Annotated in this window: 26 protein-coding genes and 1 pseudogene; 21 read left to right on the top strand and 6 right to left on the bottom strand. The window is 62.4% G+C overall.

Annotation, left to right across the window (positions count from 1 at the left end; genetic code table 11):
* Positions 1 to 10 precede the first annotated feature (10 nt).
* From AC5ZG5_RS19325 to AC5ZG5_RS19355, 7 genes are all read left to right on the top strand, one after another.
* Positions 11 to 1585, top strand: coding sequence for a tripartite tricarboxylate transporter permease (locus AC5ZG5_RS19325; protein ID WP_130222443.1), 1575 nt, complete (start codon positions 11 to 13; stop codon positions 1583 to 1585).
* Between the two features lie 5 nt (positions 1586 to 1590).
* Positions 1591 to 1872, top strand: a complete 282-nt coding sequence (locus AC5ZG5_RS19330) for a hypothetical protein (protein ID WP_456643459.1) — start codon at positions 1591 to 1593, stop codon at positions 1870 to 1872.
* Positions 1848 to 2243, top strand: a complete 396-nt coding sequence (locus AC5ZG5_RS19335) for a hypothetical protein (protein ID WP_456643458.1) — start codon at positions 1848 to 1850, stop codon at positions 2241 to 2243. Before AC5ZG5_RS19330 ends, AC5ZG5_RS19335 begins: the two co-directional genes overlap by 25 nt.
* 78 nt (positions 2244 to 2321) lie before the next feature.
* A complete protein-coding gene (locus AC5ZG5_RS19340; RefSeq protein WP_130222449.1) occupies positions 2322 to 3578 on the top strand; it encodes an aromatic ring-hydroxylating oxygenase subunit alpha in 1257 nt (418 codons plus the stop codon).
* A gap of 7 nt (positions 3579 to 3585) precedes the next feature.
* Complete coding sequence (locus AC5ZG5_RS19345; protein WP_246755677.1) at positions 3586 to 4104, top strand: aromatic-ring-hydroxylating dioxygenase subunit beta; 519 nt, start codon at positions 3586 to 3588, stop codon at positions 4102 to 4104.
* Between the two features lie 27 nt (positions 4105 to 4131).
* Entirely contained in the window at positions 4132 to 4965 is an 834-nt protein-coding gene (locus tag AC5ZG5_RS19350) for an enoyl-CoA hydratase/isomerase family protein (protein ID WP_456643457.1), read from the top strand.
* Positions 4966 to 4986: 21 nt separating this feature from the next.
* Positions 4987 to 5709 (top strand): SDR family NAD(P)-dependent oxidoreductase, encoded by a 723-nt coding sequence (locus AC5ZG5_RS19355; protein WP_456643456.1) that lies wholly within the window; start codon positions 4987 to 4989, stop codon positions 5707 to 5709.
* A 23-nt stretch (positions 5710 to 5732) separates the two neighbouring features.
* Here the strand turns inward: AC5ZG5_RS19355 and AC5ZG5_RS19360 are convergent, their stop codons facing one another.
* Positions 5733 to 6638 carry an alpha/beta hydrolase gene (locus tag AC5ZG5_RS19360; protein ID WP_456643455.1) on the bottom strand — a complete coding sequence of 302 codons (906 nt, stop codon included), beginning with the start codon at positions 6636 to 6638 and terminating at the stop codon, positions 5733 to 5735.
* A gap of 368 nt (positions 6639 to 7006) precedes the next feature.
* Between AC5ZG5_RS19360 and AC5ZG5_RS19365 the strand changes: the two genes are divergently transcribed.
* Both AC5ZG5_RS19365 and AC5ZG5_RS19370 read left to right on the top strand, forming a co-directional pair.
* On the top strand, positions 7007 to 7612 hold the full coding sequence (locus AC5ZG5_RS19365) for an NAD(P)/FAD-dependent oxidoreductase (protein ID WP_456643523.1): 606 nt from the start codon (positions 7007 to 7009) through the stop codon (positions 7610 to 7612).
* A 16-nt stretch (positions 7613 to 7628) separates the two neighbouring features.
* Entirely contained in the window at positions 7629 to 7919 is a 291-nt protein-coding gene (locus AC5ZG5_RS19370; RefSeq protein ID WP_456643454.1) for an oxidoreductase C-terminal domain-containing protein, read from the top strand.
* 21 nt (positions 7920 to 7940) lie between these two features.
* Here the strand turns inward: AC5ZG5_RS19370 and AC5ZG5_RS19375 are convergent, their stop codons facing one another.
* From AC5ZG5_RS19375 to AC5ZG5_RS19385, 3 genes are read right to left on the bottom strand one after another with little or no spacing between them, the layout of a single operon-like run.
* Positions 7941 to 8543 (bottom strand): TetR/AcrR family transcriptional regulator, encoded by a 603-nt coding sequence (locus tag AC5ZG5_RS19375; protein WP_130222457.1) that lies wholly within the window; start codon positions 8541 to 8543, stop codon positions 7941 to 7943.
* Positions 8540 to 8887, bottom strand: coding sequence for an alpha-hydroxy-acid oxidizing protein (locus tag AC5ZG5_RS19380; RefSeq protein ID WP_456643522.1), 348 nt, complete (start codon positions 8885 to 8887; stop codon positions 8540 to 8542). The genes AC5ZG5_RS19375 and AC5ZG5_RS19380 overlap by 4 nt, the downstream gene beginning before the upstream one ends.
* Positions 8888 to 8919: 32 nt before the next feature.
* The gene (locus tag AC5ZG5_RS19385) at positions 8920 to 10242 is read right to left on the bottom strand and encodes a phenylacetate--CoA ligase family protein (protein WP_456643453.1); all 1323 of its coding nucleotides are present in this window, start codon (positions 10240 to 10242) and stop codon (positions 8920 to 8922) included.
* Between the two features lie 189 nt (positions 10243 to 10431).
* Here AC5ZG5_RS19385 and AC5ZG5_RS19390 point away from each other — a divergent pair, with 189 nt between their 5' ends.
* The 8 genes and pseudogenes from AC5ZG5_RS19390 to AC5ZG5_RS19425 all read left to right on the top strand — a co-directional run.
* Entirely contained in the window at positions 10432 to 11574 is a 1143-nt protein-coding gene (locus AC5ZG5_RS19390; RefSeq protein WP_456643452.1) for an ABC transporter substrate-binding protein, read from the top strand.
* A gap of 61 nt (positions 11575 to 11635) precedes the next feature.
* Complete coding sequence (locus AC5ZG5_RS19395) at positions 11636 to 12676, top strand: branched-chain amino acid ABC transporter permease (RefSeq protein WP_456643451.1); 1041 nt, start codon at positions 11636 to 11638, stop codon at positions 12674 to 12676.
* Entirely contained in the window at positions 12673 to 14445 is a 1773-nt protein-coding gene (locus tag AC5ZG5_RS19400) for a branched-chain amino acid ABC transporter ATP-binding protein/permease (protein WP_456643450.1), read from the top strand. Before AC5ZG5_RS19395 ends, AC5ZG5_RS19400 begins: the two co-directional genes overlap by 4 nt.
* Positions 14442 to 15209 (top strand): ABC transporter ATP-binding protein, encoded by a 768-nt coding sequence (locus tag AC5ZG5_RS19405; RefSeq protein ID WP_456643449.1) that lies wholly within the window; start codon positions 14442 to 14444, stop codon positions 15207 to 15209. The genes AC5ZG5_RS19400 and AC5ZG5_RS19405 overlap by 4 nt, the downstream gene beginning before the upstream one ends.
* Positions 15206 to 16603 carry an FAD-binding oxidoreductase gene (locus AC5ZG5_RS19410; RefSeq protein WP_456643448.1) on the top strand — a complete coding sequence of 466 codons (1398 nt, stop codon included), beginning with the start codon at positions 15206 to 15208 and terminating at the stop codon, positions 16601 to 16603. Before AC5ZG5_RS19405 ends, AC5ZG5_RS19410 begins: the two co-directional genes overlap by 4 nt.
* Before the next feature lie 56 nt (positions 16604 to 16659).
* The gene (locus tag AC5ZG5_RS19415; protein WP_456643447.1) at positions 16660 to 20154 is read left to right on the top strand and encodes an indolepyruvate ferredoxin oxidoreductase family protein; all 3495 of its coding nucleotides are present in this window, start codon (positions 16660 to 16662) and stop codon (positions 20152 to 20154) included.
* A gap of 7 nt (positions 20155 to 20161) precedes the next feature.
* On the top strand, positions 20162 to 20509 hold the full coding sequence (locus tag AC5ZG5_RS19420; RefSeq protein ID WP_456643446.1) for a YciI family protein: 348 nt from the start codon (positions 20162 to 20164) through the stop codon (positions 20507 to 20509).
* 130 nt (positions 20510 to 20639) lie between these two features.
* Positions 20640 to 20983 (top strand): annotated as a pseudogene (locus tag AC5ZG5_RS19425) (tripartite tricarboxylate transporter permease); the annotation flags it as partial.
* 255 nt (positions 20984 to 21238) lie between these two features.
* Here AC5ZG5_RS19425 and AC5ZG5_RS19430 read toward each other — a convergent pair.
* Positions 21239 to 21370 (bottom strand): hypothetical protein, encoded by a 132-nt coding sequence (locus AC5ZG5_RS19430; protein WP_456643445.1) that lies wholly within the window; start codon positions 21368 to 21370, stop codon positions 21239 to 21241.
* A gap of 155 nt (positions 21371 to 21525) precedes the next feature.
* The gene (locus tag AC5ZG5_RS19435; RefSeq protein ID WP_456643444.1) at positions 21526 to 21894 is read right to left on the bottom strand and encodes a transposase; all 369 of its coding nucleotides are present in this window, start codon (positions 21892 to 21894) and stop codon (positions 21526 to 21528) included.
* A 309-nt stretch (positions 21895 to 22203) separates the two neighbouring features.
* On the opposite strand from AC5ZG5_RS19435, the gene AC5ZG5_RS19440 reads away from it, so the two are divergent.
* From AC5ZG5_RS19440 to AC5ZG5_RS19455, 4 genes are read left to right on the top strand one after another with little or no spacing between them, the layout of a single operon-like run.
* Complete coding sequence (locus tag AC5ZG5_RS19440) at positions 22204 to 23460, top strand: substrate-binding domain-containing protein (protein WP_456643443.1); 1257 nt, start codon at positions 22204 to 22206, stop codon at positions 23458 to 23460.
* A gap of 51 nt (positions 23461 to 23511) precedes the next feature.
* Positions 23512 to 25119 (top strand): urea ABC transporter permease subunit UrtB, encoded by a 1608-nt coding sequence (gene urtB / locus AC5ZG5_RS19445; RefSeq protein ID WP_456643442.1) that lies wholly within the window; start codon positions 23512 to 23514, stop codon positions 25117 to 25119.
* On the top strand, positions 25116 to 26210 hold the full coding sequence (gene urtC / locus AC5ZG5_RS19450) for an urea ABC transporter permease subunit UrtC (RefSeq protein ID WP_130222477.1): 1095 nt from the start codon (positions 25116 to 25118) through the stop codon (positions 26208 to 26210). Before urtB ends, urtC begins: the two co-directional genes overlap by 4 nt.
* Entirely contained in the window at positions 26207 to 26935 is a 729-nt protein-coding gene (locus AC5ZG5_RS19455) for an ABC transporter ATP-binding protein (RefSeq protein WP_028163170.1), read from the top strand. The genes urtC and AC5ZG5_RS19455 overlap by 4 nt, the downstream gene beginning before the upstream one ends.
* The last annotated feature ends 1 nt before the right edge of the window (position 26936 follow it).

Consider the following 26936-nt stretch of genomic DNA (forward strand, 5'->3'; position numbering starts at 1 on the left):
AGGAGAGCGAATGGAAAATCTCCAGGAGCTCCTGCACGGCTTCACGATCGCAGTCACCGTGCCGCATCTGGTGCTGATGGTGATCGGCGTCCTGCTCGGCATTCTCGTCGGCGTGTTGCCGGGCCTGGGCGCGCCGAACGGCGTGTCGTTGCTGTTGCCGCTGACCTTCGGGATGCAGCCGGTCTCGGCCATCATCCTGCTTTCGAGCATGTATTGGGGCGCGCTCTTCGGTGGCTCCGTCACCTCGATTTTGTTCAACATTCCCGGAGAGCCGTCGTCGGTCGCCACCACTTTCGACGGCTATCCGATGGCGCGCGACGGCAGGCCGACGACGGCGCTTGCCACCGCCTTCGGTTCGGCCGCGTTCGGCGCCCTGGTCGGGGTCATTCTGATCACCTTCCTCGCATCGTGGGTGGCGCAGGTTGCGCTCGCCTTCGGGCCGCCGGAGTACTTCGCCGTCTATTTCCTCGCCTTTGCCAGTTTCGTTGGCATGGGCGGCGCGGCGCCGATCAAGACGGTGGTCGCTCTCGCGATCGGTTTTGCGATTGCTGCGATCGGCATCGATACCGTCTCCGGCAGCGTACGCCTGACAATGGGGATCGACGAGCTCGTGAAAGGCGTGAGCTTCGTCGTGGCGGTGATGGGATTATTCGGCATCGGCGAGCTGCTGGTTGCCGTCGAAGAGGAGTTTCACGCACGCGGGGTCTCCTCAAGGATCGACTGGAAGGAAGTCTTCCGCGCGGTCGTCCGCCTGCCGCGGCATGGCATCGCTCTGCTGCGCAGCGCGGCCATCGGATGCTGGATGGGGATCACGCCGGGCGGCCCGACCGCGGCGTCCTTCATGAGCTACGGCATCGCCCGACGCTTCTCACGACGCGGCCGCCATTTCGGCACGGGCGAAGTTGAGGGGATCATCTCCCCGGAGACCGCCGATCACGCGGCCGGCACCAGCGCGCTTCTGCCCATGCTGTCGCTCGGCATTCCCGGCTCGGCGACCGCCGCGGTGATGATGGGCGGCTTGATGATCTGGGGCCTCAATCCCGGGCCGATGCTGTTCGTCGACCAGAAGGATTTCGTCTGGGGCCTGATCGCCTCGATGTATGTGGGCAACATTGTCGCCGTCGCGCTCGTGCTGCTCACCGTTCCGATATTTGCGGCCTTGATGCGGATTCCGTTCGTCATCATTGCGCCCCTGATCGTGATCATCTGTGTCGTCGGCGCCTATTCGGTGTCGAACTCCTATCTCGATGTCGTCATGATGCTCGGCTTCGGCGTCGTCGGCTATCTCTTCAAGAAGCTGTTCTATCCGCTCGCCCCGCTCGTGCTCGCGATCGTTATCGGCGACAAGGCCGAGGATGCCTTCCGGCAGTCGATGCTGATGTCCAAGGGATCGCTCGGGGTGTTCTTTGCCAACCCTCTCGTGACGAGCCTTGTCTTGGCCGGGCTGGCGCTGGTGCTGCTTCCGCTCGCGCTGCAGATCGCGCACGTCCGGCGCAAACCGGGTGAGCGCAAGTCCATTGCGCCAGGTCCCGAAGATAGCAGGTCTCGACCAACAGCAACCTCGGCGGCGCAAACACCGCGATAATGCCGATGCCTCCGTCGCTGTTCGCAATCGCGGACAGGGGCAGCATCTATCTCAATGGCCGCGCCGATCTCGCACCTGCTTCGCGCGGGATGCTGGAGTTGCTTGCATTCGGCTCGATCTACGGTGCCGGTGCTGTGGTCACCGTGAGCGCAGCCGATCCATCAGCATCGTTTGATCCCTTGAACCCGTCATTCATTACCAAGCCAAGTACGTCGTTCGATCTTGGTCAATCCATTCCATTCCGTTGCATGCAGACGATCCGGTGCCGGTTCGTCTCTACGCGCTGAATGGCGACATTCTCAATCTGACGGCGGGGGACATCGTTACAAACTTTGATGGCACAGTCTCGCCCTGCCGCGGAGCAAAACCCATTTCGATAAAGGCGGGGAGGGATATCGTCAACGTGTCGGGCTTCATGCTGAACAACAATCTCACCGACGTTTCGCGGTGTCGGCGGGGCGCGATGTCATCTCATGGCAATTTCGAGGTCGCCGGCCCCGGACTGCTGCTGGTCTCCGCCGGACGCAACATCACCCAGGAGGACCAGGGTTCGATCACCAGCATCGGTCCGCTTGTGGTCGACGACGCCAGGCCCGGCGCTAGCATTTTGCTATGCCGGCGACATCACGATGTTCGGCGGCTTGGTGGAGCTGCTTGACACGGCCCTCTTGCAGGTGCCATTAATAGTCCGAACGATCGATCTAAGAAAGAGCGCGGGAGGTTAAAGGGAGGAGTCATGTCTGGTCAGTCGCCAAACCCGGATTATCGCACGCTGATTGAACCGACGCGGGTTCGCAGTGTGGTGTATCACGACCCGCAGATCTTTGAGCAGGAACTGGAGCGCATCTGGCATCGGACGTGGGTCTATGTCGGCCACATCAGCGAGGTCCCGAATAAAAACGACTATGTGACGAAATCCATCGGGTCGACTCCGGTGCTGATGGTTCACGATCGCGATGGCAAGATCAGTCTACTTCTGAACAAGTGTCCGCATCGCGGCAATCAGCTCTGCGCCTACCGGCAAGGCAACCGCGGCACGTTCACGTGCCCTTATCATTCCTGGACATTCGCCAATACGGGAGATCTGATCGGCTATGCCTATGCCGACGGCTACGGCGATGCAGACAAGTCGGGGTTCTCGCTCGGCAGGGTGCCGCGCGTCGGCATCTACCGGGGGTTCGTCTTCGGATCTTTCGCGAACGAGGGGCCGTCCCTGGAGGAACACCTCGGCGGTGCGACGGCCTCGATCGACCAGCTGTTGGAAAACTCGCCCGAAGGCGAACTCGAGCTGACCGCAGGCTTCCTGCAGCACCGTACCAAAGCGAACTGGAAGTTCATGCTCGAGAACGAGACGGACGGCTACCATCCGGCGTTCGTCCACGGGTCGGTGTTCCAGGTTACCGACAGTGGCATCGGCAAGCTCTACGGTCCGCAGTCCACCGCGCTCACGCGTGATTTCGGCAATGGCCACACCGAATTCGACTTGCGGCCGGAGTGGCGCCGGATCGGCAAGCCGCTCGAGTGGTTCGGCACCAGCGAGACGCGCTTTCCGCAATACGTGAAGGCGATGGAGCAGGCTTATGGCGCTGAGCGGGCGCGCAGGATCATGATCGACGGGACGCCGCACATCATGATCTTCCCCAATCTGTTCATCGCCGAAATCCAGTTGTTCGTGCTGCAGCCGATCGCCGTCGACGAGACAATCCAGCATGTCACCGCGCTACAGTTCAAGGGAGCGCCCGAGCTCAATCGGCGCTTGCGCCAGCAGACCATGGGCTCGGTCGGCCCGGCCGGGCTGCTGCTTGCCGACGATACCGAGATGTATGAGCGCAATCATCGCGGTGCAGTGATCAATGACCCTGAATGGGTCACGCTAACACGCGGTCTGCATCGCGAGCGCCGGGACGAAAACGGCTACCTCGTCGGTCATTCGACCGACGAGGTGCCGCAACGCGCCATCTGGCGTCACTATACCGAACTGATGACGGCGTGAGGTTGGTATGCCGCAGTCTACAGCCACCGCAATGTTGCATCTCGAAGCGGAACAAACGGATCTTCTGCGACGCGTCGAGCAGTTTCTGTTTCTCGAAGCCCGCCTTCAGGACACCCATGCCTATGACGAGTGGGAGGCGTTATGGGCGGACGATGCGACATACTGGGTGCCGGCCAATGGATCGGATACCGATCCGGAGCGGCAGATGTCGATCATCTACGATAACCGCTCGCGTATTGGCGTGCGTATTGATCAGCTCAAGACCGGGCGCCGCCATACCCAGACGCCGAGGTCGGAGCTGGCGCGGATCATCTCGAATGTCGAACTCGTCACTCGGGTCGGTGACGAGATCGAGGTGAGGGCGAATGCGTTCATCTTCGAGGATAACCTGCGCGGCGAAACCCTCTGGGCGTCACGCAATGAATATCGCCTGCGGATCACAGATGGTGGTTTCAAGCTTGTGCGGAAAAAGGTCGGTCTTGTGAACAACCACAAGCCGATCTTCACCCTGTCCTTTCTCATTTGAGTGTCGCGGCGAACGACGGAGGCGAACATGACATCAGAGCTCAAGACGGCCTTGGGGTACGAGTGCTGGGTCGCAGAAGGACCGGTTCTTCTGGATTATGCTGACCATGTCGCGACATTGACCCTCAACCGGCCAGAGTCTTCGAACGGGATGAATATCGCCATGGTGCAGGCGATCCACGAGGCGGTGATGCGCTGCCATGGTGACCCGCGCGTGCGCGTCGTACATGTACGAGGTGCCGGAGCAAATTTCTGTGCCGGCGGAGATGTGCGTGAGTTCGCATCCAAGGGAGAGGCGCTGGGTGACTTCCTGCGCACAGTGACGGCTTATCTGCAGATGGCTGTGGGTGGACTGATCCGCCTGAACGCCACGGTGGTGAGTGAAGTGCAGGGCTATGCGGCAGGCGGGGGCGGGCTTGGTCTTGTCTGCGCGTCCGACCTCGTCGTGGCGGCGAAGTCCGCCAGGTTCATGGCGGGCGCCACCCGGGTCGGAATGGCGCCCGATGGTGGTGCCTCGGTTATCCTGCCGCGTTTGGTGGGTTTCCGGCGGGCCGCGGAGATTGTTTTGACCAACCGCGTGCTCGGAGCCGAGGAAGCCCAGGCTATTGGTTTGATCAACAGTATCGTTCCTGACGATGGGCTCGCGGGAGAGACGCGCAAGCTCGTCGGGAGGCTGGCCGCCAATGCTCCCAGGGCGAGTGCGGCCGCCAAGCGGCTGCTCTGGAGCGGGATCGGCCTCAGCGTCGAGTCCTGCCTTCCCGAGGAGGCGCGGACGGTGGCAGAGCTGTCGTGCACCGCTGATGCGCGAGAAGGTTTGGCGGCCGTGCTTGAAAAGCGCACGCCGAATTTTACCGGAGCTTGATCGAAGATGCCGGGAGGGCGCTTGCAGCGGGCTCTCGTGACCGGCGGCGCGAGGGGTATCGGGGCGGCCATCTGTCGTCGCTTCGCCGCCGACGGCTTCGCAGTCACGCTCTGTGACCTTGACGCGGAAAGCGCCGGGGTGGTCGCCGGCGGGATCGGCGCCGATTTCGAGGCGATCGACGCGACGGACAGTGCCGCCGTTGCGCGCTTCGTTGCCAAGAGAGGTCCGTTCGAGGTGTTGGTCAACAATGTCGGTGTCGATCAGCACGCCTTCTTCACCGAAACCGGCCCGCAAGATTGGCGCCGCCTGATCGCGGTGAACTTGGAAGCCACATTCGCCTTCACAGTCGGTGTCCTGCCGGCGATGCAACGGGCGGGTTATGGCCGTGTCATCAACATCGCGTCGGAAGCCGGGCGGCTCGGTTCGAAGGGCGGGGCGGTCTATGCAGCCGCCAAGGCCGGGGTGATCGGATTCACCCGGTCGATTGCGAGGGAGAACGCCCGGTACGGCATCACAGTGAATGCCGTTCTGCCGGGACCAATCCGTACTCCGATGGTCGAGGAGGCGATCGCGCAGTTCGGTGACAAGCTGCGACGCGACATGGCAAGCCTGACGCTGCTGAAGCGTCTCGGCGAACCGGATGAGGTCGCTGCGGCGGTATCCTTCTTTGCTTCGCCGTCCGCATCGTTCGTGACCGGTGAGGTGTTGGGCGTGTCCGGCGGCATGGGGTGTGGTGTCTGCTGAGCCGGAGGGCCGCGCGGAACGGATCAGCGGCCGCTCGTTCGTTCTGCAACGAAGCGACCGAGTTCGGTCAGCGATTCGTGGCTCTGCCGTAACTCACCAAACATCTGAAAATGATGGAACATGTGGTCCCATACGCGCACCTTCACGTCCACGCCGCTCTGCCGCGCCCGCGTCGCCAGTAGAAGGGCATCATCGAGCGTGATGTCGTGGTCGCCGGCGTGGATCAGGATCGGTGGCAGGCCGGCAAGGTCGGCATCGACCGGTGAGGCTGATGGTGCTGATGCGTTGCCGTTATGGCCGAGATAGGCGCGGGCCATTGCAGCGAGTTGCGCTGGTTTTGAAAAGACATCGAGGGCGGCCCGGCTCGCATAGCTGGCACCACGCATGGTCAGATCGAGCCAGGGCGAGATCAGCGCCAGGCCGGACGGAAGCGGCAGGCTCATATCACGTGCGCGGAGCGCGACGTTCATGGCGAGCGCAGCGCCGGCGGAATCGCCGGCGACGACAATGCGCGACGACGGCAGGCCCTGGCCGAGCAGCCAGAGATAGGCTGAGATCGCGTCCTCGGCCGCTGCGGGATATTTGTGTTCGGGGGCAAGCCGGTAATTGAAGCCGAGCACGCGTGCGTTGCTGGCGCGCGCAAGGCGCACCATCAAGCTGCTGTGGGAGCGGAGCGAGCCGACCTGGAAAGCGCCGCCATGGCAGAACAGCACGACGCGGTCTGTGCAGCTTCCTGGTGGCGTGATCCACGCGGCCGCCATGGGTCCGATATGGATCGCTTCACCCAAGGTTTCGGAACCGTCGGCAAAGAGGGCATCAAAGCTCTCCCGAATGGAGGTCAGCGAGGCGGCCAAACGCCATGAAGCGACCGCCGCCACGATACGGTGCTTGATGGCTTCGAGATCATCCCTGTCGTTCAATGCAACCACCAATCGTCTGCTTGCAATCCAAGAAAGCACAATACATAGTTCGAACGTTCGATCTATAAATAAACGATAGGACCTCGGGCCATGGAGGAACATGTTGCGGTGGTGGGGGGTGGGCAAGCCGCTGCCGCCCTAGCGATCCGGCTGCGCACCAAGGGGTTTCGAGGCAGGATCACGATTTAATGGTGATGAGCCCTGGGCCCCGCATCAGCGTCCGCCGTTGTCGAAGAAGTATCTCAGCGGAGAGTGGGAAAGGGAGCGGTTGCTGCTTCGTTCGCCATCCTATTGGAGCGACAATGACATCGACATCCGTGCTGGGCGCGCGGTGACGTCACTCGACCCGGTGCGCCGGACGCTCGGGCGCGGCGACGATTCGGTCGGCTTGGACGAAGCTCGCATTGACCACTGGCGCTTCGCCGCGGCCGTTACCATCCTGGCTCACCAATTTGGAAAACGTTTGCGAGCTCCGCTCGCTGCACGATGCCGAGCGCATGCAGCGCCACTTCAGGAAAGGCCGCAGGCTGTTGGTGATCGGAGGTGGCTTCGTCGGACTGGAGACGGCCGCCGTCGCCGCAGAAGCAGGCCTTCGTGTCACCGTTGTCGAAAGTGCTGCCCGCATCCTGGAACGCGCCGTCTGCCCGGCAACATCAGAATACTTCCGCCGGCTTCATTACGCCAAGGGCGTTCGTATCGTCGAGGGATGTGCGGTGAGACGGGTGGTCGGCGGCCCCGTGCGCGAAGCGGAGTTGACCTCCGGTGAGCGCCTTGAAACCGACCTGGTGCTTGTCGGCGTCGGCGTTCTGCCCAATGCGGAGCTCGCCGCGCGTGCAGGTATCGACACAGGGGACGGCATCCTGGTGGATGAGCACGGCCGTACCTCGGCTGCGGATGTGTGGGCGGCGGGGGATTGCGCGGCTTCCGCTATGCGGCGAACTGATCCGCCTCGAGAGCGTTCAGAACGCTATCGAACAGGCTGAAGCGGTCGCTGATGACATGCTAGGCGAGGCCGCGCCTTACGCACCGGTGCCCTGGTTCTGGTCCGATCAGTATGATTCCAAGCTGCAGATTGCCGGCTGGAATCGCGGCTATACCGAGGTCGTTGCATGCGACACGGATCGTGGCGTGTCCAACTGGTATTACCGGGAAGGGCGCCTAGTCGCGGTGGATTCGATCAACGACGCCCGTACCTTCATGGTGGCGAAAAAGCTGCTGTCGCAAGGGATCAACGTCGATCCGTCGAAGCTTACCGATCAAGCGTTTGATCCCCGCAGTCTGCTCCCGTGAAGGCGCGAGGCCCGGGTGAAATCAGAATACTCTCGAATTCCTGTAGCCATCGAGGAAGAGGCTGACGCAGCGGTCGGCAAGATCAGTAGGCATCATGCGGCCGTCCGGCTTGAACCAGGTATATGTCCAGTTGATCATGCCAAAGAACAGCATCGCATCGACATGAGCGCTCGCCTCGTCCTTCGCTCGCTCCGGGCGGATTTTCGCCAGCATGTCGGTGACGATCGAGATCAGCTGGCGCTGTTTCTTAATGACGTCCTTTCTCACGTTGTTGGGCAGGAACTCCATGCAGGTGAGCATCACCACGTGCTTGTCACGGGAGACGGAATAGATCTGGAGGAAAAACCTGATCAGTTTCTGGAAACAGGCGATCTCATCCTCGCGTCCCGAAAGGATGTCGTCGCAGCCGGCCAGCAGCTTGTCGACATGTTCCGTCAGCATGAAGACGAGGATAGCTTCTTTCGATTCGAAGTAGTGGTAGAGGCGGGATTTTGAGCAGTCGCACGCGGCGGCGATATCGCCGATCGATGTCGCCGCATAGCCGCGGTTTGCAAACAGCCCAGCTGCCTGCTTGATGATCGAAGCCTGGATGGAGTCGTAGTCAGGGGAGCGAGGTCGTGTCACAGGTGTCCTGAAATAATCGTCCGAACGATCGGACTATACCGCCCGGTGGCTGACTTGGCAATTTTGCGACCGGTTTGACGCCGCCTCGTCACCGTCCAGGCGTGGCAGCGATCAGTGGCAGATGGGGTGGTGCCGAGATAGCGGACATGCTCGGCTGAGATATCGCTCAGGCGCGCGGTGCCGAGCAGTGTCATGGCGCGCTCCAGCTCGGTCCCGAGGATCGAGATGACATGGGCGATGCCGGGTCCGCCGGCGGCGGCGGCACCGTACAGCGTGTTGCGTCCCATCAGGACCGCGTTCGCGCTGAGCGCGCGCGGTTGATGATGTCCGTCCCGCGCCGGAATCCGCTACATGTCTGAAGGCCGCCGCCCTCCTGTCAGGCGCGCTCGGCACGATGCAGCACCCGTGTCGCCTTGGCTTCGTAGCGCGGCAAGGTCCCTTCCCGGAGACACTCGACGTCAACGCCCATGCCGAGACGGGCGCGCACCTCGCGCTTGATATCCGCAACGATCAGTTCGGCGGGGCGGCCGGCCGTATGTTGCGCCTCGACAGCGATGCACATCGTTCCGATCGTGATGCGCTCCTTGTCGACATAGATCTGCCAGGCCTCTTTCACTGTTCCCGGCGTCGCGGCGATGATGTCTTCGATCTGCGAAGGGAAGACGATGACCCCCTTGACTTTAATCATGTCGTCGCTGCGGCCAATGATGCGCCCGATCTTGCGCATGCCCCTTCGCCCGGAGCGACAGTCGAAGGGTGAGGTCGACAGCCGCACCAGGTCGCGCGTGCGCCAGCGCACGACCGGCGAGGCTTCGCGACACAGCGTCGTGATGACAATCTCGCCGACCTCGCCAGGGGCAACGGGGCGAAGCGTCACCGGATCAAGGATCTCGGTGATGATCGTATCTTCGTTGATGAGCTGCAGCTCGTCCTCGTCATGGGTGAAGGGGGTGGAAATCGCCAGCACCGGGCCGCCGGCTTCGGTTGTGCCGTAGATGTTCTGGCTCACGAAGCCTTCCGGCATTTCCGCTTCCAGCTGGTTGCGGAATTCGGCAGATACTGATTGTCCGCCAAGAATGGCGAGCTTCATCGTCCACTCCGCCTTGGGATCGATGCCCATCTGCTTGGCGGTGGTGACTAGCGACATAAGCCAAAGTGGTGACATCGAGGCGACGTCGTAGCTGTGGTCGCGCAGCCATTTCACCACGAGTTCGCCGCGACCGGGCCCGATCGGAAACGTGGTGCAGTCGAGCGCCGCGAAACCTACATCGAGTGCCGGTCCTCCGATCCAGAGACCGTAACCATAGCCCTGATAGGCGCGCTGGCCGCGCTGCACGCCAGCGGCCGTCAGGATCCGTGCCATCTGATAGGGCAGGAGCTGACCATAGTCGTGCTCCGTCATGCCGAATAGGACCGGCAGCCCGGTCGTCCCTGAGGTTGCCGTGAATCTCCGCACCGAGTCCATCGGCGTGGCCAGGAACGGGAATGGATAGCGGCTGTGCAGGGCGGATTTGTCGAGCAGCGGCGCATGCTCGAGCCCGTCCGCGGCGGCGAGGTCCGAGGGCTTCATGCCGGCGGCCGCGAAATGCGCGAGCCAGTCCGGCCGCTCGCCGAGGCGTCGGCCAAGCTTGCTCAGTCGCTCCTGCTGAAGGCGGCAGATGGCCGGATAGTCTAGGCATTCGATATCGGGGTGAAGCATCCCGGGTTCCTCCTGCGAATTCATCCCTGGCGACCGTGTGTTGGGAAACCACGGCAATTTTTCTCTTTCTTAGACCGAACGTTTGGTCTAAGTAAAGGACCAACGAGATATGCGAGCCACCGAAAGGATGGCCGTCAAGGGAACCAGCCGGTCGAACCGGCGGAGGAAACAACGTTCAAGGAGGTCGAATTGAACAAGCTGATCGTTGCACTTGTTGCGGCTGTATCGTGGGCCGCACCTGCGCTGGCCGAGGTCAGGATTGGAATCATTGTGTCCGCCACGGGGCCGGCGGCATCCGTCGGAGTGACGCAACAGCGGACGGTAAGTGTTCTGCCGCCGAAACTCGGCGGCCAGGATGTCCGCTACATTCTGATGGACGATGCGTCGGACACCTCGACGTCGGTCACGGTCGCCCGCAAACTGATTACGGAGGACCGCGTTGACGTCATCGTCGGTCCGAGCCTGACCCCGAATTCGCTCGCGCTGCTGGATATCGTCGCCGAGACCGGGACGCCGATGATCAGCCTGGCCGGATCGGCCTTGATCGTCGAGCCGCCGGTTGACCGGCGGCGCTGGGTGTTCAAGACCCCGCAGAGCGATGCCCAGATGGCGTCCATTGTGCTCGATCATATGAAGCGTCGGAGCATCAAGTCGCTAGCGCTGATCGGGTTCAACGATGCGTATGGTGAAGGCTGGATCAAGGTGATGACGGCCCTGGCCGAGGCGGCCGGCATCAAGGTGGTGGGCTCTGAGCGTTACCAGCGAACCGACAGCAGCGTGCTCGGGCAGATTCTGAAGATCACGTCGCAAAGTCCCGATGCGATCTTTATTGCGGCGTCCGGCACCCCGGCAGCGTTGCCACAGATGACGCTCGCGGATCGGGGTTACAAGGGTGTCGTCTACCAGACACACGGTGTCGCCAATAACGACTTCCTGCGTATTGGTGGCAAGGCCCTCGAGGGGACGTTCGTGCCGGCGGGACCGGTGCTGGTCGCCGAGCAGCTGCCGGATAGCCATCCGGCCAAGGCCGCGGCGCTCGATTTCGTCCGCCGTTATGAGGCTATCCCCGGAGCAGGAGCCCGCTCGACATTTGCGGCCTATCTCTGGGATGCGCAACTTATCCTCGATAGGGCGATCGCGGCAGCCGCGGTCAAGGCGCAGCCCGGGACAGACGCGTTTCGAATTGCGTTGCGGGATGCGATTGAAGCGACCAGTGACGTCGCCGGTCCAAACGGCGTCTACAACATGTCGTTCACCGATCACCTCGGTCTCGACGAGCGCTCGCGCGTCATGACACAGATCGTCAACGGCGGCTGGCGGCTGGTCCCATGATATTCCGACGTCTTCATTCGATGGCTGTGCCGAGGCGTGAGCCCGACGGCGGAGCCCTGCCATGACTGCGGATATTGCGGCGATCCTGCTGCAGGATGGCATCGCCAATGGCGCGATCTACATCCTGCTTGCGACAGTGCTCGTCCTCGTGTTCACGGTGACGCGCGTGATCTTCGTTCCGCAAGGGGATCTGGTCGCCTTTACAGCCCTGACCCTGGCGGCCTTTGATGCCGGGACCATACCAGGCACGGTGTGGATCTTATTGTTCGGGGCCGCCATCGCGCTGTCACTTGAAATGCTGGAGGCAGGCGCACGGCGCGATCGCGCGCGCTGTGTCCGATCGATCGTTCAGTTCGGCGTCGTGCCGGTCGCTATTGCGCTGCTGGCTGTTCTGCTGGTCCCGAAGGATGCACCACTCCTGTGGAAGATGGCGGTCACATGCGCACTGGTCACCTGCATCAGTCCGGTGATCTATCGGATCGTGTTCCAGCCGATCGCGTCTGCTTCGCCCTTGGTGCTCCTGATTGCAGCGATCGCAACTCATCTGGGAATGAACAGTATCGGCTTGCAGGTGTTCGGGGCCGAGGGAGTGCGGACGCAAGGTTTCTCCGGTCCGCCGCTTTCGTTCGCCGGACAGTTGATCTCGCAGCAGGTGGCCGGAGTGGTCGCCAGCAGCATCGTCCTCGTGTTCGTGCTCTACTTGTTCTTTCATCGCTCGTTGCGTGGCCGCGCACTCCTGGCGGCTGCATACAACCGCCGTGGCGCGGAGATCGTGGGCATCAGCGCGGCCGCGGCCGGGCGCACGGCCTTCATCGTCGCCGGCTTCGTGGGAGCGGTATCGGGTCTGCTGGTGGGCCCGATGACAACGCTCTACTATGATTCTGGCTTCATTCTTGGCTTGAAGGGCTTTGTCGGCGCCATCGTGGGCGGGCTCGCGATCTATCCGCTCGCGGCAGCCGGTGCCGTGTTGGTTGGAGCGGTGGAGTCCTTTGCCTCGTTCTGGGCGAGCGCCTATCGCGATATCATCGTCTTCATGCTGATCATCCCGATCCTGTTCTGGCGCTCGGTGGTCAATCCCCACGCGGAGGATGGAATCGAATGATCGGTCGGCTTCTTGCTCTCGCGCCGTTCAGCGCCGTTGCAGTTGCGGCCCTCGCGTCGCTCGTGTTGCCGGCCTATCAGGTGTCGGTGGCCACCTACGTGATGATCGCGTCGATCGTATGCACCGGATTGGTGCTGATGACCGGGATCGCGGGCATGGTTTCCTTCGGACAGGCCGCCTTCGTCGGCCTCGGCGCGTATACCTCGGCCTGTATGTCGACGCAGTTTGGGCTGTCGCCTTGGCTGGGTCTTGTCGGGGCGACGATCGGCGCGGCGGCGACCGCTGCCCTGATCGGCGTGGTTACGGTGCGAATGAGCGGCCATTATCTCGCGCTGGCGACACTTTGCTTTGGCATCAGCTTCTATTTTGGAATCGGAAACGCCGATGCGTTCGGCCGTTTCAACGGAATGACGGGAATCCCACCGGTCACGGTCGGTGGTTTTGAGTTGCGATCCGAGCGGCAGGCCTTCGGCCTTGTCCTGGTCGCGCTCGTGCTATCCGTTGCCTGGTGCCGGCGGCTGCTGGCATCTCGTTGCGGGCGCGTGTTGCGCTCGCTCCGTACGGGAAGCACGATCGCGGAGACCTTCGGAGCGAATGCGCAACGGCATCGCTTGCTGGCATTCGTCGCTGCGGCAGTGGTCGCCGCGCTGGCAGGCTGGCTCTACGCGCACGTGCAACGCTTCATCAATCCGACGCCTTTCGGTCTCAACGCCAGTATCGACTATCTGTTCATGACAGTGATCGGCGGCAGTGGGCAGGTCTGGGGGGCGTTGGTCGGTGCCGGGCTGGTGACAGTCATCAAGCATGAGCTGCAGGACCTGCTCCGGCCTCTATTCGGGGCGACGGCACGATTTGAACTGCTGGTCTTCGCCGCGCTGATGATCATCGTGCTGCACAAGGCGCGCAAGGGCCTGTGGCCCTTCCTGCAGCAGGTGGTCGCATCCCATATGCCGCCTCGAGCTCCGGTTGCACCCGTCACGTTGACGAGCAGGAGGGGCAGGCCCGATCAGGGGCTGCCGGTCCTGACTGCGATCGGCTTGCGGCGGATGTTCGGCGGCCTCGTCGCAGTGGACGACGTCAGCTTCGATGTTCGAAGTGGCGAAATTCTCGGCGTTCTGGGTCCCAACGGGGCAGGGAAGAGCACCCTGTTCAACCTGATCAGCGGTGGCTTGCAGCGGAGCGGAGGTGAGCTGAGCTTCCTCGGGGCGCCGCTGGCACGCGTGAGCGCGCGCGACATGTGCGTGCGTGGGCTGTCGCGGACATTTCAGCACGCCGCGCTGGTTCCGGAGATGAGCCTGATCGAGAATGTCGCGATTGGCGCCACTCATCTCGGCCGATGCGGAATTGTGGCTGCGTCGTTGGGACTCGATGCTCGCGAGGAGCGGCAGCTATTGGGTTGGGCCCAGCACCTTCTCGACCGTGTTGGGCTCGGCGACAGAGCGTGGGAGCTTGCCGGGACGCTGTCCCTCGGTCATCAGCGGATCTTGGAGATCGCACGCGCGCTGGCGGCCGATCCGGTGCTGCTGCTGCTCGACGAGCCCGCCGCCGGCTTGCGCGCAAACGAAAAGACATTGCTTGCGGAGCTGCTGGTGCGGTTGCGAGCCGAGGGCCTCGCCATCGTTCTCGTTGAACACGATATGGAATTCGTCTTCCGCCTGGCCGATCGGCTGATGGTGATGAATTTCGGGCGCCGAATCGCATTCGGTGATCCCGACGAGGTTCGCGCCGACACCGGTGTCCAGGAAGCGTATCTGGGAGTCGCTGCATGACGGTCCTGCTGCAGCTCGAGCGTTTTGTGGTCCGCTATGGCCGTCTGACCGCGGTCAATGACGTTTCGCTGGAAGCGCGGGCGGGGGAGGTCACTGCGGTTATCGGACCGAACGGCGCTGGCAAGACCTCTCTGGTCAATGCGGTGATGGGACTCGTGCCGTCTGGCGGTCGGTTGGTGTTCCCGCAATGGCCGGAGGCTTCTCGGTCGATCGAGGCGCGGGTCCGCGCCCGGATCTCGCTGGTACCGGAAACGCGCGACCTGTTCGGACCGATGACGGTGCTCGACAATCTCAAACTCGGCGCGTTCTCGGCGCGGATGGAACCACGCTTCGATATGCGCGCGCGACTCGCCGGCATATTTCGTCTCTTTCCTCGCCTCGACGAACGGCAAAACCAGCAGGCCAGCACACTGAGCGGGGGGGAGCGCCAGATGTTGGCTCTGGGGCGGGCTCTGATGTTGAAGCCGCGCTTTCTGATGCTCGATGAGCCAAGCCTCGGGCTCGCGCCGCTGATCGTCGCGGAAATGTTTCGGATCATCGCACGGCTGAAAAACGAAGGCGTGTCGATTCTCCTGATCGAGCAGAACGCGCGCGCCGCGCTGCGTCTTGCCGATCGTGCCTACGTGCTCGAAGGCGGAGCGATTCAATTGGCCGGGAAAGCTGCGGATGTTGCTGCGGACAGCCGCGTCATCGACGCCTACCTTGGAATGTCGGCAGCGACTCCATCAAATCCGGATGAGCGACAGATGGGCAAGGTGGGATGAAGCGCGCCATACCAGATGCGATCGCGAGGCTGAGCGAGCGATTCGGGGACAAGTTGTCGACGTCCGCCGCGATCCGCAGCCATCACGCGAGCAGCGTCACCTCGCACGTGACGGTCGCGCCCGATGCGGTCCTGTTTCCGGCCTCGACGCAGGACGTCGTGGATGCGGTCACTATCTGCCATCGCTATCGGTGTCCGGTGGTGGCATTCGGCACCGGTACGTCGACGGAAGGGCAGATCAGCGCTGAGCATGGCGGGCTCACGATCGACCTGTCGCGAATGAACCGCGTCGTCCGGGTGTCGCCTGCCGATCTCGATTGCACCGTGGAGGCAGGGGTGACCCGCAAGGCGCTCAACGCCGCCCTGCGGGACACGGGGCTGTTCTTTCCGATCGATCCGGGAGCGGATGCCTCGATCGGCGGGATGGCATCGACCCGTGCATCCGGTACCAACGCGGTGCGCTACGGAACCATGCGCGAACTGGTGATGTCGCTACGCGTCGTGCTGGCCGACGGCCAACTGATCGACACCGGCTCTCGCGCGCGGAAATCGTCCGCCGGTTATGATCTGACCCGTCTGTTTGTCGGTGCCGAAGGTACGCTCGGTATCATTACCGAGGTTACGTTGCGGCTTGCACCGATCCCGGAACGGATCGGGGCGGCGGTCTGCACCTTTCCAACCGTGGAGGCGGCAGTGTCGGCCGTCGTCGCTGCAACGCAGAGCGCCATCCCGCTGGCACGCGCGGAATTGCTCGACGCGCTGCAGATCGAGGCGTGCAACCGTTATTCGAAGCTCGATCTTGCCGTTCGGCCGACGCTGTTTCTGGAATTTCATGGGACGCAGCTGGCGGTCGATGAACAGGTCGGCCTGATGACCGCGATTGCGACGGAGTTCGGCGGTGGCACATTCCGATGGGCGACTGCGACCGAAGACCGGACAAAGCTCTGGCAAGCCCGCCATGACGTCTGGTGGGCAGCGCTGGCACTCCGTCCCGGATCGCGGGGAGTACCAACCGATATCTGCGTGCCGATATCCGAGCTACCTGGCGTGATCGCCCAGACCCGCCAGGACGTTGCCGAGCTCGATCTGATTGCGCCGCTGTGCGGTCATGTCGGCGACGGCAACTTTCATCTCTGCGTTCTGGTCAATCCCGAGGACGAGGACGAGAAGCGCCGGATCGTGGAGCTGAACACCCGCATGATCGCGCGAGCCCATGCCGTTGGTGGTACGTGTACCGGCGAACATGGCATCGGTACCGGCAAGATGGATTACCTTGTTGCCGAGCGAGGGACGGCGATGATGGCGCTCGCTTCGCTCAAGCGTGCGCTTGATCCGCGCAACATCATGAATCCCGGAAAGGTCCTGCGCGTCGCTGACTATCAACCCTATCAATGACGTCGATCGCGCGGTGCCTCATGAGTACTGAACAGTCGAAAAAAGAGCAATCCATCATGACCCTTCGCGAAACTGCAACCCGCGTCGATCTCGACTATCGCCTCCATGATGCGATCACCAAAACCGAAGGGCGTGTTTTTGCGTCGGGCACGCAGGCGCTCGTCCGCATGCTGGTGATGCAGCGGCTTGCGGACCGGCGCGATGGCATCCATTCCGCAGGCTTCGTCAGCGGCTATCGCGGCTCGCCGCTCGCCGGCGTGGACACGGAGCTGTGGCGGGCGAAATCCGCATTAGCGGATCACGACATCAGATTTCTGCCGGGTATCAACGAAGATTTGGCCGCGACGGCCGTCTCCGGCACACAACGGGTCGCAGACGATCCAAACCGGACCGTCGAAGGGGTATTCGCCCTCTGGTACGGCAAGGGCCCCGGCGTTGATCGCGCTGGCGACGCTATCCGGCACGGCCATGCCGCTGGTGCTTCAGTCAAGGGGGGTGTTGTCCTCGCGGTTGGCGACGATCATGCCGCCACCTCCTCCTCGATCCCGAACGCCAGTGACATGTCCTTGATGGGATGGGGAATTCCGATCGTTCATCCGGCAAGCGTCGACGAATATGTGGAATTTGGGCTGTGGAGCTGGGCGGCTTCGCGCTTTTCCGGTGCCTGGGTTGCTTTCAAGGCGATCTCCGAAACGGTGGAGAGCAGCCGCGGCTTCGCCGTTCCCGTGCTGCCGCGCTTTGCGGTACCGTCGCGAGGCGGCTTTCCGGAAGGCGGTCTCGGATATGCCACCCGCGATTTTCTGACCCCTGCCATTGAACTGCGAATTGCTCATCGCCTGGAAGCGATCGCTGCGTTCGCGCGGGCAAATCCGTTGGACAGAATGCTGGTTGACGCACCAGGCGCTGACATCGGCATTGTTGCCATTGGCAAGAACGCGAAGGACGTTCTGGAAGTGTTTGAGCGCGCCGGCTTGCCGCAGCAGGCTCTGGCGGAGAAGGGCGTCAGAATCTGGCGGCCAGGTCTGACATTTCCGCTCGATCGCGACCGCTTGGGGCAGTTCGCGCATGGACTGAAACACATCTTGGTCGTGGAGGAGAAAGCAAACCTCGTTGAAGGGCAGATCAAGGATGCGATCTTCAACTGGCCTGCGGATCGCAGGCCGAGCGTTTCGGGGCGCGGTAGCCTTGACGGATCGCCCCTTATCACGGCGCTTGGCCAGCATCGTCCTTCTTCGCTTGCACCGCCGCTGTCGGCCTGGCTCTCCAACGTGCGGCCAGACCTCGCCTTTAGCGACAGGCTTGGCCTGTTTGAACGGTCGGTTTCGTTGAGCAATGCGGCGGACGGCATGCGGCGGCTGCCATACTTCTGCTCAGGCTGCCCGCACAACTCGTCCACCAGGATTCCCGCGGGGAGCATCGCCCTTGCCGGAGTGGGTTGTCACTATATGGCGAGCTGGATGGATCGGCAGACGTCCGGACTGACCCAGATGGGCGCCGAAGGAGTCGATTGGGTGGGGCAGGCGGCCTTCACCACCACGCCCCACGTTTTTCAGAACATGGGCGAGGGCACCTACTTCCATTCCGGTCATCTCGCCATCCGGCAATCGATCGCCGCGGGGCACAACATTACGTACAAGATCCTGTTCAACGATGCCGTGGCGATGACGGGGGGCCAGCCGGTCGACGGCCAACTTACGGTTCCTCAGATCGCGCGGCAGGTGGCGAGTGAAGGGGCGAAGAGGGTGGTGATCGTTACCGACGACACCGCTCGTTATGCGGGGACGGTGCTGGACGGGGTTACCATCCATGATCGACTCGATCTCGATCCGGTCCAGCGCGAATTGCGCGCGATCAAGGGCGTCACGGTGCTGATCTATGATCAGACCTGTGCCGCGGAGAAACGTCGGCGGAGGAAGAAGGGCGCATACCCCGATCCGGCCCGACGGATGTTCATCAACAGCGCCGTATGTGAAGGATGTGGCGACTGCGGAAAGGCGTCCAACTGCCTTTCGATTGTGCCGCTTGAGACCGATCTCGGCCGCAAGCGCGCGATCGATCAGACGTCGTGCAACAAGGACTTTTCCTGCGTTGAGGGCTTCTGCCCGAGCTTCGTCTCTGTTCTGGGCGGAGGGCTGCGCAAACAGCCGGCGTCAGGCCGGGATTGGATTGCTCACGCCAACTCCCTTCCGCGGCCATCGTTGGAGTTGCCTGACGGGCGGCCGCACAATCTTCTCGTGGCCGGCGTCGGCGGCAGCGGCATCATCACGGTTGGTGCCATCATCGCAATGGCTGCCCATCTCGACGGTTTGCAGGTGGCCGAGCTCGATTTCACGGCGCTTGCGCAGAAGGGCGGCTCCGTGATGTGCCACCTTCGGATCGCAGCAAGCGGGAGCGCGATCAACCAGCCCCGCATCGACTGGGGCGAGGCCGACGGGGTGGTAATGGGCGACCTCATCGTCGGTTGCCTGCCCGACAGTCTCGGGACGGTTCGGAAGGATAGGACCCGCATCCTGGTCAATACCCATCTGGGGTCGACTGCGGAATTCACCCGCGATCCAGATGCAGATCCACGGCGCGACGACCTCTTGGCCAAAGTTCGTCATGCAGCCGGCGCGGACAGTGTGTCGAGTTTCGATGCTCAGCAATTGGCTCAAGAGCAGTTCGGCGAGACGACAGGCGCCAATATGATCCTGGTCGGACACGCCTGGCAGCAGGGACTGATCCCGGTGAGCGAGGCCGCGATGATCCAGGCGATTACCCTCAACGGAGTGGCGGTGGATGCGAACAAGCGTGCATTTGCTTGCGGTCGTGTTGTCGCCGCACAGGGGATTCCTACATGCGCCACCCAGTCCGTCACCTTGATGCAGCCGGAGCGCTGGGAGGCTCTGGTCGACCGGCGAGCCGACGAACTCACCCGGTACCAGAACGCAAGCTACGCGACATCGTATCAGACTTTCGTCGCTCACTGCGCCGCGATGGAGCAGCACAAGCTGAAGGACGCCAATAGGTTCGTTTTGACGAAGATCATTGCGAGCGCGTTGTTCAAGCTCATGGCCTACAAAGACGAGTACGAGGTCGCCCGACTTTATTCGAGGCCTGAATTCATCGCTGCGCTACGGCAGCAGTTCGAGGGAGACTTCGAGCTCCGTTTCCATCTCGCGCCCCCATTTCTGGCACGGCCACGCGCCGGAAGCGCGGTGCCGCAGAAAATCGCATTTGGTCCCTGGATGTTGCGTGCTTTCGCGGTGCTCGCACGTTTGCGTGTCCTGCGCGGAACGGTGTTCGATCCGTTCGGCTATACCGAGGAACGGCGATTTGAGCGACGTCTGATCGATGACTACAAGGCGCTAGTCGACCGCCTTCTGGCCGGCCTGTCGCCGGCTACACTCGACATCGCGGCGAAGCTCGCAATACTGCCGGAAAAAATAAGAGGATTCGGTCACGTCAAGCGGGCGAATGCGGAGATGGCGAAACGGGAAGAGCAGCGGCTGCTGCAGCAGTTCGAGGCAATTCGGAATCCGGCCCCAGGTCGCATCACGGATGTCGCATGAGGCCGCCATGCTGACAATCATCCGCGGCCTCTACCGAAACGGCGGTGCAGAGGAGCGTCTCGCGATCCGCGATGTGCATATCGCTTACATGATCGAAAACCGCCGCTGGCTCGAGCAGGGCGGCGCCCTGTTGTCAGCCGATGGCGCTGTCGTCGAGGGCATGTTTCTGATGCTGCGTCACGATACGCGCGAAGCGGTCGAGGTCTTTCTTGCCAACGAGCCGTACATGCGGGCGGGACTGTTCAAAAGTGTCACGATCGACGCGTTCGATCGGTTTGTGCCGCACACAGATCCCCATTTTCTCGAGAGGCTTCTCGCATCGGCGCAGGGCCAAACCTCGTCTGAGCTTCGCTGATCCTCCCACAGTGGGGCGTGCCTCAAGAAGAAGGGACGTATTATCGGAATTCAAGCCGCGCTGAAGGCGATCCTGTCGGAGTATCGTATTTCAGATGCAACCAGAGCTGCCTGACCTGATACTCGGCTGTAACGTGGTCGCCGTCGCGCTGGTGCTGCTCACCGTTCCGATATTCGCCGCCTTGATGCGGATTCCGTTTGTCATCATCGCGCCCCTGATCGTGATCATCTATGTAGTGGCGGCTACTCGGTGCCGAACTCCTATCTCGACGTCGTCATGAAGCTCGGCTTCGGCGTCGTCGGCTATCTCTTCAAGAAGCTGTTCTATCTGTTAGCGCCGCTGGTGCTCGCGATCGTCATCGGCGACAAGGCCGAAGATGCTTTCCGGCGGTCGATGCTGATGTCCAAGGGATCGCTCGGGGTGCTCTTTGCCTATTGGCTCGTGACGAGCCTTGTCGTGGCCGGGTTAGCGCTATAACTGCTGCCGCTTGCACTCCAGATCGCGCAAATCCCGCGCAGGCCGGCGCGTCGCTGCCGCCATGCCCATTCCTATGAGCCATCGTCCGTCCCGGATCTGACCGGGCCTGGCGCTACGGTTGCGCCATTCGAACAGCCGAGCGCCCTCCCGCAGTCGGTCGGCCATCTTGCGATAGGTTTCGGGGATCGAGCCGGGATCGTAGGCGACGACTTCGATCTCGCGACCGAGGATGGCGCCAGCTTCGTTGATCTCCTACATGGCGAGCGCCGTGTCGAAGAAATGCTCGGATTCCGAGACCGCCATCAAACCGGTACGCCAAAAAAGCACGCCGACGCGCCAGACGTCCCGATCGGATTGTTTCGCGGGTCGCTTCGCCGTCATCATGAAATACTCTCCAGCGCTGGCAGGGGAAGGAACGGATCTGCTCAGCTTTCGATTGCAACAAAGCTGCTCACCAGCGGCTTGGCAACCGTCCAGCCATACCGGGCGGGCCAAAATTGTTGTTCGAAATCAGCGAAATGCCGCCTCGTTTGAAGGCGTCAGCGCATGTAGCGGATCGAGGCAAAACGACCCAGGCAGGCGCCGCGCGACCGCTCTGCAGCTTCCACCGACGCCCGGCTCGAGCCGAAATCCTGACGCGGGATTTTGTCCAGCGTTGCTCTCGCGCGGCCGTCGTGGCGGTTCTCCGACAGCTTGTCGAGCATGGTGCGCAGGCGCTGGTTCTCGATCTCAAGCTCCCGCAGATGACGAAGGGCGGCCGAGGTGAGACCGCCATAACGCTTGCGCCAACGATAGAAGGTCCGCAGCGAGACACGGGCCGTGCTACAAATTTCGGCAATCGAAATGCCGGCATCTGCCTCTTCGAGCAGGAATAAAATTTCGTGTTCAGTGTGCTGTGAGCGGCGCATCGGCGTGGACCCTCATACATGACCGATTACGGGCATATCGCATAGATTTCAGCCATTTGATAGAGACGCGATGCTTGCGCTGCCGGCATGACGCAACGCCGTTTGATGCATCGCGGGTGTTGCGCACATTGCGTCATTGCGGTCGCCCCGCAAGGCAAAGGTAACATCCTAAATGGCAAAAGTGACATCACGCTTCGAGAAGCAAAGTCCTTGCCGAGCGCTTGAGCACACCTGAATACTATTTGGCGTTGCCTGACCAAATGCCATGATTTGAAATCGGACAGCACTCGGAGAGCAGAGGTCCGATCCATGGCAAGGTTTTCACGGCGTTCGTTTCTTCGCGGAACTGGACTTGGCGCGGCGGCGGCGCTGACGACATCGGTCGCTATGCCGGCAATCGTGCGTTCCGCAAATGCAGCCGGCGGCACGGTCAAGCTCGGCTGCCTGTTTTCGTCGTCGGGGACGATGGCCAACATCGAGGGCCGCTTGAATCACGTCGTGAAGATGGCGGCGTCGGAAATCAACGCGAAGGGGGGCGTCAACGGCCGCACCATCGAGGTCATGGTCTCCGATCCCGCCTCCGACTGGCCGCTCTACGCGCAGATTGGCAAGCAGATGCTCGACCAGGACAAGGTTGCCGCACTGTTCGGCTGCTGGACCTCGGTCTCGCGCAAAACCGTGCTTCCCGTGGTGGAGCAGGCCAACGGGCTGCTGTTCTACCCGCTGCATTTCGAGGGTGACGAGAACTCCAAGAACGTCGTCTATGTCAATTCGCCACCCGCGAGCTCGGTGCTGCCGGCGGTCGATTATCTGATGAGCGAAGACGGTGTCAGCGCCAAGCGCTTCTTCATGCTCGGCTCGGATTACGTCTGGCCGCGTACGATCAACAAGCAGCTCAAGGGTTACTGGAAGTCCAAGGGCATCGCCGAGAGCGCGTGGAAGGAAGAGTACGTCCCGCTTGGCTTCTCCAACTTCCAGACGCTGGTCAACCAGATCCGCGCCTTCGCGGACGCGGGCGGCGGCAAGCCGATCGTGGTGCTGACGGTGGTTGGTTCGTCAATCCCGGACTTCCTACGCGAATTCGCCAATCAGGGGATCAAGGCCACCGACGTGCCGGTGCTCGGGCTCGACATGGTCGAAGCCGATCTCGAAGGTCTCAATACGGAGCCGCTGGTCGGCCATCTCAATTGCTGGGCTTATCTGCAGAACGCCAAGGCGCCGGCGAATACGGCTTTCCTCAAGCAGTGGGCCGATTACGTGAAGGCCAACAACGTGCCGTTCAAGGCGGACGTCGCCATCGATCCGATGGTCTCGGCCTATGATGCGGTTCACCTCTGGGCCATGGCGGCAGCCAAGGCCAATTCGTTCGATGTGCCGGAGGTGACGAAGGCTTTCGCGGGTCTCTCCTTCGATTGTCCGTCCGGATACAAGCTCTCGATGACGGCCGACAACAACTATGTCTCGCGTGGCGTCTTCATCGGTTCGGTCAACGAGAAGCAGGGCTTTGACATTCTTTGGCAGTCCAAGGACACGCCAAAACCTGTTCCGTTTAGCCCTTACAGTTGATCCGTGATCGCAGGCTCGCCTGGCCCGTCGGCTTCGCTCGGATGGTCGCGCATGATTCGTGGCCTTGCGCTTGTGTTGTGGGTGCTCGTTGTCGCGTGGTGCTCGACCGCTTATGCCATGGAGCGGGCCGATCTGATCGGCAAAGTGTGCGGCGACGCGGCGGCGATGGGGGAGGCAGGTCGCGCAATGATCGACATCGCGGCGGAGGGCTCCCCCGACGATCGCGCCTGGGCCGCGCCGATTGCACGCAGCGTGATGGATCGGAAACTGTCCTGCGATGCCACGGGCGCCCTCGTCGCCTCGGCTGACGGGTCGGTTGACGCGCTGACGCGGGCGGCACGGAGCGCCGCCGACCGCAGCCGCTTGCCATTGCTTAGCCTGAAGAACAGAGCGGTGTTTGAGACAGCCGACGCGGCGCTCGCTTTGCGCAGCTCGCCGGATCCCGCACGCCGCGCTGCAGCCCTGCGCACGCTGGAACGGCAGGCCTCGAATCTGCCCGAGCAACTGTTCGAGACTGCCGGCCGCGACGAGAGCAATCCTGGCCTGAAAGCGCAGATCTCGGCAGTTGCGCAGGGCGCCGCTTTGAACTCACCCGACATGGACAAGCGCATCGCCGCGATCGGCCGCATCGCGTCCAGGCCGGAACGGCACGCGCTGGCGCTGGTAGGACCGCTGACAAACGATCCCGCCTACGGCGCCAATACTGACTTCAGGCGCGCCGTCGATGCGGCGAGCGCAGCGATCCGTCGGGGCATCACGATCGGCGACACGCTCGCCACTCTTTACAATGGCCTGAGTTTCGCGAGCATCCTGTTCATGGCCGCGATCGGGCTGGCGGTCATCTTCGGCCTGATGGGCGTAATCAATCTCGCGCAAGGCGAGTTCATCATGCTCGGCGGCTATATCACCTGGCTGGTGCAGGAAGCCTTGCGGCTGATCGCGCCCGGCCTGCTGCAGTGGTATCTCATCATTGCGATTCCCGCTGTCTTCCTGGTGACCGCTGCGATCGGCATCGGGCTGGAAGCGATCCTTCTGCGCCATCTCTATCGCCGTCCGCTGATGAGCCTGCTTGCGACCTGGGCGGTCAGCCTGTTCCTGATCAATCTGGTGCGCGTGACCTTCGGCACACAGAACCTCCAATTCGTCACCCCGTTCTACGTCACCGGCGGGGTGCCCGTGATCGGTGATTTCATCTTTACCTGGAACCGCATGTTTGCGATCGCGTTTGCGGTGGTCACGCTTGGCCTGACCTGGGGCTTGATGCGCCTGACCCCGCTGGGGCTGAACATCCGGGCCGTGACCCAGAATCGGACCATGGCCGGCTGTATTGGCATCGCCGTGCGCCGCGTCGACATGCTGGCGTTCGGACTTGGTTCGGGACTTGCAGGATTGGCAGGGTTGGCGCTTGCGCCAATCTACAGCGTCAATCCGCAGATGGGACAGAACTTTGTCATCGACAGCTTCATGGTGGTGGTGCTCGGCGGCGTCGGCACGATCGCCGGCACCATCGTCGCAGCCCTTGGCATCGGACAGATCAATGTGCTGATCGAGCCGCTGTGGGGCGCGGTTGCGGCCAAGGTCATCGTGCTCTTGATGATCATCGGTTTCCTGCAATGGCGGCCGGAAGGCCTGTTCGCCATCAAGGGACGCCGGAAATGAGCTCAATCTGGTCGGACCGGCCGTTCCTGGCTGTGTTGGCTGCAGTGCTTGCGGTAGCGCTGTCGCTGGTCACGTCCATTGCGGTTCCGTTCGGCTTGTCCGCTTATCTCGCCAATGCCATCGGGCAACTCGCGGCCTTCGCGGTGCTGGCGCTGTCGCTCGACCTGATCTGGGGCTATCTCGGCATCCTCTCGCTCGGGCACGGGCTGTTCTTCGGCATCGGCGGTTATGTCGTCGCGATGTATCTCCTCAAGCATTCATTCGAGGTCACCGGCAAGGTGCCGGACTTCATGCAGTTCATGGGCTGGACGGCGTTCCCGTTCTATTGGGCGGGCTTTGGCTACTTTGTCTATGCTGCGCTTGTCGCTGTTGCCGTGACTCTCCTGATCTCCGGCGTGTTCGGCTACGTCTCGTTCCGCTCCCGCGTCGGCGGTGTCTATTTCGCGATCATCACCCAGGCGCTGGTCTATGTCGCGATGCTGCTGATGTTCCGCAACGATACCGGCTTCGGCGGCAACAATGGCATGACCGGGTTCGCCGTCATCTTCGATTGGCCGATCGGCTCGCGCGGCGTCGTCATCTCGATCGCGGCGATCTCGGTCGTTGTCCTTGCCTTGACGATGCTTGGCTGCCGCCTGCTGCTGCAGAGCCGATTCGGCATGCTCATGATCGCGGCGCGGGACGACGAGGTGAGGCTGCGCACGCTCGGCTATGACACCTTGTTGTTGAAGCTCGCCGTCTGGTGCCTGTCGGCGCTGATCGCGGCACTCGCCGGCATGCTCTATGTGCCGCAGGTCGGCATCATCAATCCCCGGCTGCTCGCGCCCGATCTGTCGCTCGAAATCGCGGTCTGGGTCGCGATCGGCGGACGAGGGCACCTGATCGGCGCCGTCATCGGCGCGGTGCTGGTCAATGCGATCAAGTTCTGGCTGTCGGCTGCGGCGCCCGAGCTCTGGCCGTTCATCCTTTCGGGGCTCATCGTGCTGGTCGTGTTCGTATTCCCGAACGGGCTCGTCGATCTCGCCAGGTTCAGGCTTCATCGCCCGCTGATCTCACGGCTGTCTTCCGAACCGGCGGAGCTGAACCGGTGAGCGGGACCGCGCTGGTGATCGACGCGGTGACGGTCGAGTTCGGCAGTTTTCGTGCCATCGACACGCTGTCGCTGGCGATCGATTTCGGCGAGGTCCGGGCGGTGATCGGGCCGAACGGCGCGGGCAAAACGACGTTGCTGGACGTGATCTCCGGCATCACGCAACCCAAGAAGGGCCGGGTGATCTTTGGCGACGCCACCGATGTGCTGCGCGCCGGTGAATCCCAGATCGCCCGTGCGGGCATCCGGCGGAAATTCCAGAAGCCGAGCATCTTCGAGGGCCTGAACGTACGCCAGCACATCGAGATCGGTGCGCAGGGCGGGCTGAAATGGTCTCTCTCGAGAGCCGAACTCGATCAGCGCGTCGCAGAGGTTCTGGATGCTGTCGGCCTGTTGGCCCTGGCCAATCGCTCCGCATCCGAACTCGCACATGGACAGAAGCAGTGGCTGGAGATCGGCATGGTCCTGGCGTCAAACCCGTCCGTGCTGATGCTGGACGAGCCGGTCGCAGGCTTGACAGACGAAGAGACCGAACGCACGGCCGCTCTCGTGCGAAGTCTCAAGCGCGCCGATCGTGCCATCGTCGTGGTCGAGCACGACATGGATTTCGTCGAGCAGATCGCCGATCGCGTCACGGTCCTGCACGAAGGAAAGACGTTGTTCGAGGGCTCGATGGCGAATGCAAGGGCGGACGCGCGCGTCATCGACGTCTATCTGGGACGATAGG

This window comes from Bradyrhizobium sp. Ses1 (assembly GCF_059512365.1).

Excerpts from the sequence above, each read along its gene's own strand:
- AC5ZG5_RS19400 (WP_456643450.1), top strand. The coding sequence starts at position 12,673 with ATGATCGGTCGGCTTCTTGCTCTCGCGCCGTTCAGCGCCGTTGCAGTT.
- AC5ZG5_RS19440 (WP_456643443.1), top strand. The coding sequence starts at position 22,204 with ATGGCAAGGTTTTCACGGCGTTCGTTTCTTCGCGGAACTGGACTTGGC.
- AC5ZG5_RS19410 (WP_456643448.1), top strand. The coding sequence starts at position 15,206 with ATGAAGCGCGCCATACCAGATGCGATCGCGAGGCTGAGCGAGCGATTC.
- AC5ZG5_RS19430 (WP_456643445.1), bottom strand. The coding sequence starts at position 21,370 with ATGATGACGGCGAAGCGACCCGCGAAACAATCCGATCGGGACGTCTGG.
- AC5ZG5_RS19350 (WP_456643457.1), top strand. The coding sequence starts at position 4,132 with ATGACATCAGAGCTCAAGACGGCCTTGGGGTACGAGTGCTGGGTCGCA.
- AC5ZG5_RS19370 (WP_456643454.1), top strand. The coding sequence starts at position 7,629 with ATGCTAGGCGAGGCCGCGCCTTACGCACCGGTGCCCTGGTTCTGGTCC.
- AC5ZG5_RS19340 (WP_130222449.1), top strand. The coding sequence starts at position 2,322 with ATGTCTGGTCAGTCGCCAAACCCGGATTATCGCACGCTGATTGAACCG.
- AC5ZG5_RS19415 (WP_456643447.1), top strand. The coding sequence starts at position 16,660 with ATGACCCTTCGCGAAACTGCAACCCGCGTCGATCTCGACTATCGCCTC.
- AC5ZG5_RS19395 (WP_456643451.1), top strand. The coding sequence starts at position 11,636 with ATGACTGCGGATATTGCGGCGATCCTGCTGCAGGATGGCATCGCCAAT.
- AC5ZG5_RS19330 (WP_456643459.1), top strand. The coding sequence starts at position 1,591 with ATGCCTCCGTCGCTGTTCGCAATCGCGGACAGGGGCAGCATCTATCTC.
- AC5ZG5_RS19420 (WP_456643446.1), top strand. The coding sequence starts at position 20,162 with ATGCTGACAATCATCCGCGGCCTCTACCGAAACGGCGGTGCAGAGGAG.
- AC5ZG5_RS19405 (WP_456643449.1), top strand. The coding sequence starts at position 14,442 with ATGACGGTCCTGCTGCAGCTCGAGCGTTTTGTGGTCCGCTATGGCCGT.
- AC5ZG5_RS19435 (WP_456643444.1), bottom strand. The coding sequence starts at position 21,894 with ATGCGCCGCTCACAGCACACTGAACACGAAATTTTATTCCTGCTCGAA.
- urtB (WP_456643442.1), top strand. The coding sequence starts at position 23,512 with ATGATTCGTGGCCTTGCGCTTGTGTTGTGGGTGCTCGTTGTCGCGTGG.
- urtC (WP_130222477.1), top strand. The coding sequence starts at position 25,116 with ATGAGCTCAATCTGGTCGGACCGGCCGTTCCTGGCTGTGTTGGCTGCA.
- AC5ZG5_RS19345 (WP_246755677.1), top strand. The coding sequence starts at position 3,586 with ATGCCGCAGTCTACAGCCACCGCAATGTTGCATCTCGAAGCGGAACAA.
- AC5ZG5_RS19385 (WP_456643453.1), bottom strand. The coding sequence starts at position 10,242 with ATGCTTCACCCCGATATCGAATGCCTAGACTATCCGGCCATCTGCCGC.
- AC5ZG5_RS19325 (WP_130222443.1), top strand. The coding sequence starts at position 11 with ATGGAAAATCTCCAGGAGCTCCTGCACGGCTTCACGATCGCAGTCACC.